We start from the raw sequence: 10,935 nt of genomic DNA, 5'->3' as shown, positions 1-10,935 counted from the left end.
ATCATCTCCTTTTGTGATGCTCTACATAGTCGAGCATCGATAAATATGCATCCATATTTCCTAAAAAATTTATATGCGGATATCCCGCCAGGACATTTTTATAACTATAACCACACTCCCATGTCTTATCCCCCATTGTTTTCCTTATACTATACAATGCAGGGGCTTTAACATCTGAAATCGATTTATGAAACTCGTGGGCCGTAAGCTTATCTCCCCTTTTACCCATCATGCAGTCCGACTTTAATTGAATATCGATGTATCCGAACCTTTGAAGTTTATTTGTCAGCATCGTTTTGCCCTTGAATATCCCGACCATGCTGCAGTCTTCGATTTGTTCCGTAAGATACATAAATCCGCCGCACTCGCAATATATGCACCCGCCGTCCTTTGCATATGACTTTATTGAGGAGAGCATTTCTTTATTCCCTGAAAGCTCATGCCTGAAAATCTCGGGATAGCCCCCGCCGATATACAAAAAATCGCATTCCGGCAGCGAATTATCTTTAATGGGCGAAAAGTACCCGACGCTGCAGCTCTCTGCAAGAAGCTTCAGATTTTCCCTGTAGTAAAAGGAAAAAGCCTTATCCATCGCAACAGCGGCTTTTATGTTTCTCTTTTCAACATGCTCATATGGCATGCCGCAAATATCCTCCATAAGATTTACGAGAAGCTTCATATCGATATTTTTTCTGATTGCAGATGCAACTTTTTCTATCCTGTCTTCCATGTCATCTATCTCTGCGCTCTGTACCAGCCCCAAATGCCTGCTTTTTATCTCTATATCATCAATCTGCGGTATATAACCCAGTACAAAAAGCCCTGTATATTTTTCGATCTGACCTTTCAGCATGCCATAAACCTTCTCGCTCACCCTGTTCAATATTACGCCCTTGATTGTGGAGCCTTCAAATTCAGCCATTCCCTTTATTTTGGGCACGGCGGAAAACATTTCCTTATCCGGAGTATAGACGAGTATTGAATTTACACCCAGAAGCCTTGATATGTCATAGCTTGAATTTTCAAACGTATTGTATAAACCGTCAAAATACCCCATCGCCCCTTCGATCACGCAATATTCCCCTTCGCCCATATACAGGGATTTTTTAACTCCATCCCTTCCTTGAAGGTGCATGTCGAGGTTCCCCGCATCCTTTTTTGACGCTTCCTTTATAAAGGCGGTGTCTATATAGTCCGGCCCTGTTTTAAAACCACAGACATCAAAGCCCATGTTTAAGAGAGCTCTGATTATTCCGATCGTCACCATCGTTTTCCCGCTGCCGCTCTTCGGGGCTGTAATCATAATCCCCTTCATATTCGTTCCTCCTCAATGTCTCAAGCATATGAGGCTTGTATCCCTCTATTGCATCTTTATATCTATCTGCCGCATATAAAAGCCTTTCCTTATCGTCATATATTATTCCCAGCACATCACCGCTGTGACCGCCGATTATCCCGAGCCCTCCCGTGATATTGCAAATATTTAAAACGGCACCGTATACATCATACGGCAACCTGTTTAAATTTCTTTTTATGCTGGCCGTCGATGCGACGGCTATCTTCGATATATCGGCAGATTTTATCCCCTCTTCCACAAGGGGAAATATGTCGCTCAAATCGGAAAGCTTAGGCAGCTTCTTTTTGTTGTATGCTACTGTATCTATAATCCTGCGGCCTTCAAATGCAAGTATATAGAATTTCAAATAATCTCCTATACGTTCATAATATCCGCCATCCTTGTAATCAAACAGTGCCATTTCCCTGAATATTATGCTGTCTGTAGGCTCAATCTTTACAAACTCTTCAATAGCTTCCGTTATATCGTACTTTCTTTTAAAAAGCTTTAGAAGGCATATATAGACTCCGCAAAGATCGGCCGTACTACTTGCAAAGCCCTTACTCTGCGGTATCGAAGATTCTATATCGATATCAAGCAACCCGTTTAGATGCTCTAAACCCCATCTTTTGAGCATGTTATGAAGCAGTGCCGAAGATTTTATATATTTAAATCTGTTCGCAGGTTTTTTGCATTCAAATACCCTGACTGTGGTAAATAGATCGACCGGGCATGATATAAGCATGTCCTTGCCGTGAATATGCCCTTGTATTATCTCTCCGCAACTTCCCGGATATCTGGCGCATACTTCCATTATTCAAATTCCTTCAAAAGCTTTATCAATTTTTTATTGCTATCATGATCTTTCACGGCAATCCTTATAAATCTTCTGTCGAGTCCTTCAAAGTTAGATGCTTTCCTTACCATAATCCCGTTTTTAATCAGCCTCTCGAATACAATATCCTCATCGTATTCAAGAAGCTTTAGCAGTATGAAATTTGCATCGCTTTTAAATACCCTGATCCATTTTATTTCAGACAGTTCACAGGTAAGATATTCCCTTTCTTTTCTTATGTACTCTTTTGTGCGTTCTATATAACCGCTGTTCTTGAATATGCATCTTCCCGCCGCGTTGGCATATGAGTTTACGCTCCACGGCATTTCAATATTTCTGTACTCTTGGGCAAATTCAGCAGATGCAAATCCATATCCAAGCCTTATGCCGGGCAGTGCAAAAAATTTAGTAGCCGCCCTTATGACACAGACATTTTTTGATCCTTTAAATATCTTCACGCTGTCATATCCTGCAGGGCAAAACTCAAAAAATGCTTCATCCAGAAGCAAAAAAGCCTTCTTTTGCATGACAATATCATAAACTTCCATGAGTGTTTTTCTCGGTATCTTAAGGCCCGTGGGATTGTTGGGATTCCCCAGTATCAAAAGATCGCCGCTTTGCAGATTATCCGCCAGTTTAACCGTATCTATCTTAAAATTTTCATTCAAAGGCAGCTTTAAAACATCTTTGCCCAACACCGCCGGCCTTTTTATATACTCTGAAAAGCAAGGAGTAAATACTACAACTCTCTTAAACATCAAGGAAACGTTGTTTATAATGTCGATAGCGCCGCTGCCTGTTATGACCTCTTTAGCATCGCATTTTAAATATGAGGCGATATTTTGCCTGAGCTCCCTGTAATGTATGTCAGGATATGCGCAAAGCTCCGAATATGCCCTGTCCATCTCCCCTTTAAGGCATAGAGGAGGGCCCAGCGGATTTATGTTGCTGCTGAAGTCGATTATATTTCCCTTGTATTTATCTTTGTACGTTTCCAAATCCCCACCGTGTATCATAAAATCACCTGCAATAATATAAAGTAAATAAACGCCGCCAGTATTTCAGACCTGTACATGATTTCAACCGCTTTTTTAATATCGTCCCTTTCCAATTCTCTTATCCTGTCGCCTATTTTGGGCTTTTTTACAACCTCCCCGAAATATATGTTGTCCCCTCCAAGCTGCACGCCGAGAAGTCCGGCTACCGCCCCTTCGGGATATGCGCAATTCGGGCTTTTATGGTTTTTTCTGTCTCTTATCATGATCCTTAAGCCGTCAGAAACATTGAATCTCAAAGCAGATGAAATGCACATGATGATTCCGGTAAGCCTTGACGGCAAATAATTGAATAGATCATCTGTTTTCGCAGGGAAAAAGCCGATATACTTGTATTTTTGATTTAAATATCCGAGCATTGAATCCATGGTATTCACCATTTTATAAAGGAAAGCCAAAGGTGCTCCACCTATCATCGCATAAAGCATCGGCGCTATTACTCCGTCCGATGTGTTTTCCGCTACAGTTTCCACAGCCGCCCTTATTATCTCTTTCTCATCAAGATCATTGGTCTCCCTGCCTACTATGAAGGACAGCTTGTACCTTGCCTCATCAATACTCTTTGATAGAGATCTGTATATCTTCATGGCTTCGCGCTGCAGACATCCTGCCGCAATGCATGTATACAAAAAATATGTATTGATAATGTGATAAAAAAGGAAATACCCTTTCAAAAGCTTTAATATATAAAACGGAACCAAAAAAGATACTGCCAAGTTTACGAGCACAATCACGGCTCCGGATGCTTTAAGACAGCCATTGCTCTTAGAAAGCCTTCGGGCTGTTTTCTCTTCAAATGCTATCAACCTTCCCATAAGCTTTACCGGATGGGGGAAACTGTATGGATCGCCTATTAAAAAGTCAAGTATGAGTGCAGATAAAAAATCAATCATAGCTTTTCCCCATAAGGCCATATATATATTTCATATCGATGTTTTCCTTTACAGTCGAAGCCAGCTTTTCGATCTCTTCCTCTCTTTTTTCCCAGAGATCGGCCCCCTGCCTCTCACCCATATTCTTCCGCCTTCTTATGAGGTTTAGCACGTTTTCCCTGAACTTGCTGGAATCGAATATCCCATGGACATATGTGCCATAAAACCTGCCTTCTTTCATATCGCCGTCGCAGTAATCAGTCCCTTTGCCTTCGCAGCGCTTTATATTTACAAAAGGCTTTTTATTTCCCGATGTCTTTCCAGAATGTATCTCGTATCCGCGGATGCTGCAGCCTAAAGCTTCTCCTTCCACATTTGAAGTTACCTTACCGCCCTCAAGCATCGTCACTGTATCAAAGATGGCAAGGCCCGCCTCTTCATCCCCTTTGTTGACCTCCCATCCTTCGCTGTCTTCTATTTTTCTTCCCATCATTTGGTATCCTCCGCATACGCCGAATACGATACCCTTAAAGGACTCGATGCAATCTTCAAAACCTGCTCTTTTAAGCCATCTCAAGTCCTCTATCGTGTTCTTGCTTCCTGGAATTATGAGCATATCGCAGTTATCTGCCTGCTCCGGAGAAGATATAAACTTCAATGACACGTCATCATCAAATTTGAACGCATCAAAATCAGTAAAATTTGATATCCTCGGCAGTTTAATGACACATATCCGCACCTCGCCTTTTCCGGTGACCTTAAAATCCACTGCTCCATCTTCTTCATCGAGTTTGACATACATATAAGGCACTATTCCGATGACAGGAATATTAACCAGCTCTTCTATCTTATCCACGCCGCTCTTTAAAATAGACTTGTCACCCCTGAATTTATTTATAATGATCCCTTTGATCCTTTTCCTCTCATCATCATCAAGCAGCATAACCGTACCGTATATCGATGCGAACACCCCACCCTTGTCTATGTCCGCCACAAGCAGAACCGGGGAATCCGCAATTTCAGCCATCCCCATATTCACGATATCATTGTCCTTAAGGTTGATTTCAGCAGGGCTTCCTGCACCTTCTATGACTACAAAATCAAATTTACCCTCAAGTCCATGGTAAACTTCGCTTATCATACCCTTTAGTTTAGGTTTATATGCGAAGTATTCGACCGCATCCATATTCATATATGGTCTGCCCTTTATTATAACCTGGCTTTTTCTATCCGATGTAGGCTTTAGAAGTATGGGGTTCATATATACTGAAGGCTCCACCCTTGCAGCCTGGGCCTGTAATACCTGAGCCCTTCCCATTTCAAGGCCTTCCATAGTTACATATGAGTTCAAGGACATGTTCTGCGATTTAAATGGACATACACTGTAGCCATCATTTGAAAATATTCTGCACAGCCCGGCTGCCATAAGGCTCTTCCCGGCAGATGATGCTGTGCCCTGTATCATTATTCCCGGCATATAAATCAGCTCCCAACTATCGTGACACACTGAAACTATTTCAAAATATGTCAACATTTAATTATTTTTCTATTCCCACACGCGCTTCTACTCCCTTTGTGTAGTAGTGCTTTATCTCTTTCATCTCAGTAACAAGATCGGCTCTCTCGATTATTTCGGGAGGAGCATACCTGCCCGTAAGAACGACCTCCACTCCTTCAGCCTTATTATTCAGCATTTCGATGACATCATCTGTGGTAAACAGTTTATAATATAACGCTATGTTTATTTCATCTAACACTACTAAATCGTATTTCCCCGATGATAATATTTTTGCACACTCATTTAGCCCCTTCCTTGCCAGAGCGATATCATCTTCAGTCGGTTTATTATAAATGAAACAATCCCTTCCATACTGCTTCATCGAAAATCCGTCAAGGAATTTAACGGCGTTCAGCTCGCTGTATTTCATACCCTTGATAAACTGGGCAAAGTAAACTTTTTTGCCTGCACAGACTGCTCTCAATGAAAGCCCGAGGGCAGCAGTCGTCTTGCCCTTCCCATTTCCCGTATAAACCTGTATATATCCTTTTTCCAATCTATCCGCCTCCACAATATTATTTACTTCGACTTAACGTGTACTTACTTCATTCGCTAAATTCCCATCCATGCAGTCCCTCACATGCTTCACATATATATGCTGAAAAGCCGTATTTTCCCCCAAGCCATGCATATATGTATTGACGGCGAAACCTTCGCTTTTTAATATACTGCTCCATGAATCACTGCCGCCACCAGCCATATCATTTATTACATGATTTCCTGTAACTAGCAGAAAAGGCATCAAATTAACTTCCATAATACCCCTGCTTTTTAACACCGGTATTATATCGCGGATGGACGGATAACCTTCCACTGTCCCGATATATATATTGCCAAGTTTACCATACTGGAACATGAGCTGAAGCTCGCAGTAACATGCATTGGCGAAATGCGAAGTCCCATGGGCCATCAGTAAAGCAGCACTATTGCTTCTTAAAACCGGCAATTGTGCCTTTATTGCATTTACGACAGCTATATAATCATCATAACTGAATAATGCTGGCTTCCCAAGCATGATTTTCTTGAATACTTTCCCCTTTGCATATTTTTCAACCACTTCTTTTATATCTTCATATTCGGTCCCCGGTATAATATGCAGAGGCTGTACAATAACTTCCTCAAAACCATCGTTTTTCATCTTTTGCAGAGCTTTATCAACACCGCAGATTTCCATTCCATATCTGTTTTTCAACTTTTTTATTACTATGCCCGATGTAAATGCTCTTCTTATCTCATAGTCGCTATATGAGTCCCGAATCCTGTTTTCAATGCTTTCAATGCACGATTTTAAAGCATTTACGCAGGTTGTTCCAAAGCTTGCAACAAGGATGCCTTTTTCCTTTTTCATATTTTTTCGTGCCGTGAATGTACAACTTTTTTTATGCTGTTCTTTATACATATAGCCTGTCTCCTTTGTCAATTCCTACGATTTTTCTTCAATATCGCCTTCCACTTCAAGATAAACCTTTTCCAGCTCTTCGATTTCATTCTTTTTGGCCTTCCAGTATCCTCTTTTGTTGCATTCGAGCAACGTTTCTATCATGCTCATGTAAGCCCATCGATTATTTTCCTTCATGCGCCTTTTCATATTTTCATCGGATACATAAGTGTGGTGAAGACCTTCAAATATCCAATTTTCCACCCTGTTGGTAGTAGCGGCCAATCCTAAGATGTTCTCAAACCTCTTGCTTATTTTCTGGACTCCATGATATTTATGCTCAAGCATTCCATCTATCCACTTCGGATTTAAGAGGCGGGTACGAACCCCCCTTGCGATAGATTTATCTATGGTCTCCGTCTCAAGCCTTTCACCCGTGGTATCCGTAATATATACCACCGCCTTTTTACCCTTGGCCATTTCCACAGATTTCGAAAGCCCTCCGAAATATTCGTAATAATGATCAAGGTCGGTTACCTCATATTCATGGCTGCTCCTTATCTGAGATACTATATCAACTGCCTGAAGATGAGCGTTCAGCAGTTCAGGGACTGCCTTGCCCCTGCAGTTTTTGCTGTACACATATTTAAGACTTTCTGTATATTTTTTCCCTATCTGCTTCTCATCGGTCCAGTTTTTTGTCTCTATAAGCTTACTGATTCCGGTGCCGTATTCTGATTCGGCGGGGCCAAACAGTCTGGCTGTGGAAAGGTCCCATGCTTCATCCTTCGAATATCCCTTTTGCAGTAGTTCTTTGAAAACCCTTTCAGTATGAGCCTTAAAGAAGTTTATCTCCTCCGGTTCTTCAAGCTCGGCAACCATCTTAAATATCCTGTTTAAATCATCAATAAGATTAGGAAACATATCCCTAAAAAAGCCGCACATATTTATAACAACATCAACTCTCGGTCTTTTTAGCTCTTCATATGGTATTATTTCATATTGAGGCTGAAATATGTTTTTCCTGCTTGCGACCCTGACACCTAAATAATTCAGTATCTGGCCTACAGTCTCTCCCTGAGTCCTGGAAGTCTCCAACCCCCACAATATTACGGCCGTACTCTTTGGATATTCTCCAAACTTCAGTTTATACTCCTTAATTGTATTCTCTGAGATTCTCGCTCCCCTGTCCGATGCTGTCTTGCTTGGTACCATACGTGGATCAAACTGGTACATATTATATCCTGACGGCAAAACCTCGGGATCTCTGATCATATCCCCTGCCAGGCGGGCCTTAAGATATTCTCCCGAAAGGACTTTTAAAAAGCCCTCTATTTCATGGGATTCCATCGCTTTACAATATACTTTTTTGCCATATTCCAACGTATCGGTAAAATCTTTTTTCAGTCCATCGTTTAATCCATATACAGACGGGAGCTTGCCGTAATTTATAAACTCTTCTGCTATTTTAGATGCCACATTGTCCAATTCTGAAAGCGAAATTGTATCACTTTTATCAAGCAGCATGTCATAATCCAGTCCCTTTGCCTCTGCCGCAAGCCTCCTTAGAGATTTAACCCCCGCATGATCATAGCGGAGCACAAATTTCATATAGTTCATTGCTTCTTCACGAGAATAGGATTTTCCAAAAACATGCAAACCCTTAGGTACAAGCGAGCGTTTCATCCTGTATAGTTCCCGCTCAAGAAGCTGCAAGTCGTCCGCATAAATCTGGGCCGATTTCGCAGCTTTTTTTATATTCTTTTCTATATCACGGCATCTATCAGGATCTGATCTTTTTGCCTCATGGTACTCATTTACCATATCTTCAAGCCGTGACAGTTCTCCATATAATCCACCCTCCATAAATACCGGAGGCTCATAACTTACCATCACGGCATGGGAGCGGCGTTTTGCGATCATGGCTTCAGCAGGATTGCCCACATAGTACAGATATGCATGAGGTATATCAAAAACCAGCATATCCGGAAAACAGTCACCCGACATGCCGCACTCCTTGCCCTTCAAAAATTCCAGCGTTCCATGCGTGCCTACATGCACAATAACATCCGCCTTGAACTCTTCCTTTATCCATTTATAAAAGGCTATATACTGGTGATGTGGAAGAAGGCTTTTATCGTGATATACTTTTTCGATATTTTCATGGATGCCCCTTGAAGGCTGAAGCCCGATAAAAATATTCCCGTCTATCAAACCCGGTATAAGAAAGTTATCTCCATCACTCATTATATTTCCTGGGACATCACCCCATTGCCGTATCATGTCTTTTTCCCATTTCTTGCCTGAAAGGTAATTCTCATAGTTTGCTTTTTTGTACTTTATCATATTTGAGGTTTGTATATCTGTCCATTTACCCAAGTTGGCAACCTTTCCCATCGTGAAATTCTCCATAAGCTGTTTTGCATTTAATTTTTCGAGGGAATAACCTTCCTTATGTAAAGCCTCCAACAAATTTTCCAGAGATTTGAAAGTGTCAAGGAAAGCCCCTCCGAACAAGTTATCTTCTCCAGGCGGATAATTATAACATATAAGAGCTACTTTTTTGTCCTTATTCGGTTTTGAAATAAGCGCAAGCCAGCTTTTAACTCTTTTAACTACCTTATCGGCCCTTTCCGAAATCAGAGACAGTTTGCTAATTTCCACATTGTATTTTTGATCCTTTTCTTTCTTCACCATCGCCCCTACAGGTATCGTTTCGATACAGCCATCAAGTTCGGGAAGCATAATGGATATCAGAAATTCGGAAGGGGTGACACCCTGGGGTGAATCGCGCCATTCCTCAATTTCGCGTTTGCTCATGAAAAAAGGATGCATCACAGGCACATTGAACTCCTCCAGTACTTTTATAGCAGCGTCCCCATCTCCTCCCATCGGTCCTGCTCCCAGGCGAAAAGACATAAAATTGACTATGATATCGGCCTTGTATCTTCCGGAACTGCTTAAGATTGTCTTGAGAGTGCCTACCCCGCTTCCTGATACCGTAGTAAATGCTACCGGAATTACATTTGCAAATATCGATATCTTCTCTGCGAGCTGTTCTACACATTTTGAAGTACGATTGGGATAGTCATGACCGTAATACAGCATAACAACCGTGGGCTTGTTCTCATCAAATCCGTTTTCATCCGCATATTCTTCAATGCTTCCATAATACTTTCTGTCTTCAGGCCTGCATATGCCTGTTTCTTCAGTGGCCGACGATGGTTCATCCGGCACCGGTATGCACTTCATATTTCCATAATCGCGAAGCAAAAGATACAAAAGATTCTGCATGTCAGTTTTTGAAGCACATCTCCAGTATTTACGTATGTAATTATAATTCCGCATGTCCCGCAATTTACCGGATGGAATCGCACTGCCAAGTCTTTCAGCCATATCCATGATTTTGGCCATATCTGCATGAGTCTTGCCATCGCCCATCTTCATTGACTTTAATCTCATGTCCTTGAAAGTGAAAGATCCAAGCCTTACCATTTTCCGTATATGGCTGTTTTCGCCACCGATTGATATAATATTACAAGTCAGTTTGCTGCAGTTTTTTATGATAAAGCTCTGAAATTCCTGAGTTGCCCCCATAAGATCCAATATTACAATATCAGCTTTATTCAAGCTGTTTTCAATCTCTTCATAACTTTTTACAGCAACATTCCCTGCAAAAAAAAGCTTCAGGCAGAGACTTTCAGGCCATTTTTTATTAATTTCATTGCAAGCCGTGATCATATCCTCCAGCACTACATTGGAGACAGTAACAACTGCTAATTCCAAATGAACTCCCCCTCAAAAAATTATTGGATGTCCATACATTTAAAATACAAATGAAAACATTTATGGGATGTATATTTTATATTTGAAGAATCTTCGATTCGTAATTTTAGCTTAT

8 protein-coding genes are annotated in these 10,935 nt (G+C 41.2%); all 8 read right to left on the bottom strand.

Features of this window, described 5'->3' with window-relative positions; translation table 11 throughout:
* Nucleotide 1: 1 nt before the first annotated feature.
* Entirely contained in the window at nucleotides 2–1,315 is a 1,314-nt protein-coding gene (locus QME45_00105) for a cobyrinate a,c-diamide synthase (protein ID MDI6617061.1), read from the bottom strand.
* The gene (locus QME45_00100; protein MDI6617060.1) at nucleotides 1,221–2,150 is read right to left on the bottom strand and encodes a kinase; all 930 of its coding nucleotides are present in this window, start codon (nucleotides 2,148–2,150) and stop codon (nucleotides 1,221–1,223) included. Before QME45_00100 ends, QME45_00105 begins: the two co-directional genes overlap by 95 nt.
* Nucleotides 2,150–3,187 (bottom strand): pyridoxal phosphate-dependent class II aminotransferase, encoded by a 1,038-nt coding sequence (locus QME45_00095; GenBank protein MDI6617059.1) that lies wholly within the window; start codon nucleotides 3,185–3,187, stop codon nucleotides 2,150–2,152. Before QME45_00095 ends, QME45_00100 begins: the two co-directional genes overlap by 1 nt.
* Nucleotides 3,184–4,119: an adenosylcobinamide-phosphate synthase CbiB gene (gene cbiB / locus QME45_00090; GenBank protein ID MDI6617058.1), complete on the bottom strand. Its 936-nt coding sequence runs from the start codon at nucleotides 4,117–4,119 to the stop codon at nucleotides 3,184–3,186. The genes QME45_00095 and cbiB overlap by 4 nt, the downstream gene beginning before the upstream one ends.
* Nucleotides 4,112–5,575, bottom strand: a complete 1,464-nt coding sequence (locus tag QME45_00085; GenBank protein MDI6617057.1) for a cobyric acid synthase — start codon at nucleotides 5,573–5,575, stop codon at nucleotides 4,112–4,114. The genes cbiB and QME45_00085 overlap by 8 nt, the downstream gene beginning before the upstream one ends.
* 61 nt (nucleotides 5,576–5,636) lie before the next feature.
* The gene (gene cobO / locus QME45_00080; GenBank protein ID MDI6617056.1) at nucleotides 5,637–6,167 is read right to left on the bottom strand and encodes a cob(I)yrinic acid a,c-diamide adenosyltransferase; all 531 of its coding nucleotides are present in this window, start codon (nucleotides 6,165–6,167) and stop codon (nucleotides 5,637–5,639) included.
* A gap of 18 nt (nucleotides 6,168–6,185) precedes the next feature.
* Nucleotides 6,186–7,055 (bottom strand): sirohydrochlorin cobaltochelatase, encoded by an 870-nt coding sequence (locus QME45_00075; protein ID MDI6617055.1) that lies wholly within the window; start codon nucleotides 7,053–7,055, stop codon nucleotides 6,186–6,188.
* Nucleotides 7,056–7,079: 24 nt separating this feature from the next.
* Nucleotides 7,080–10,820: a magnesium chelatase subunit H gene (bchH, locus tag QME45_00070; GenBank protein ID MDI6617054.1), complete on the bottom strand. Its 3,741-nt coding sequence runs from the start codon at nucleotides 10,818–10,820 to the stop codon at nucleotides 7,080–7,082.
* Nucleotides 10,821–10,935 lie beyond the last annotated feature (115 nt).

The organism is Clostridiales bacterium (assembly GCA_030016385.1).
Lineage (GTDB): Bacteria > Bacillota > Clostridia > Clostridiales > Oxobacteraceae > JASEJN01.
This window is presented reverse-complemented; position numbering and strand designations above follow the sequence as displayed.

What these genes read in the sequence shown, in the direction of transcription:
- QME45_00105 (MDI6617061.1), bottom strand. Translation starts at nt 1,315, where the DNA reads ATGAAGGGGATTATGATTACAGCCCCGAAGAGCGGCAGCGGGAAAACG.
- QME45_00100 (MDI6617060.1), bottom strand. Translation starts at nt 2,150, where the DNA reads ATGGAAGTATGCGCCAGATATCCGGGAAGTTGCGGAGAGATAATACAA.
- QME45_00095 (MDI6617059.1), bottom strand. Translation starts at nt 3,187, where the DNA reads ATGATACACGGTGGGGATTTGGAAACGTACAAAGATAAATACAAGGGA.
- cbiB (MDI6617058.1), bottom strand. Translation starts at nt 4,119, where the DNA reads ATGATTGATTTTTTATCTGCACTCATACTTGACTTTTTAATAGGCGAT.
- QME45_00085 (MDI6617057.1), bottom strand. Translation starts at nt 5,575, where the DNA reads ATGCCGGGAATAATGATACAGGGCACAGCATCATCTGCCGGGAAGAGC.
- QME45_00075 (MDI6617055.1), bottom strand. Translation starts at nt 7,055, where the DNA reads ATGTATAAAGAACAGCATAAAAAAAGTTGTACATTCACGGCACGAAAA.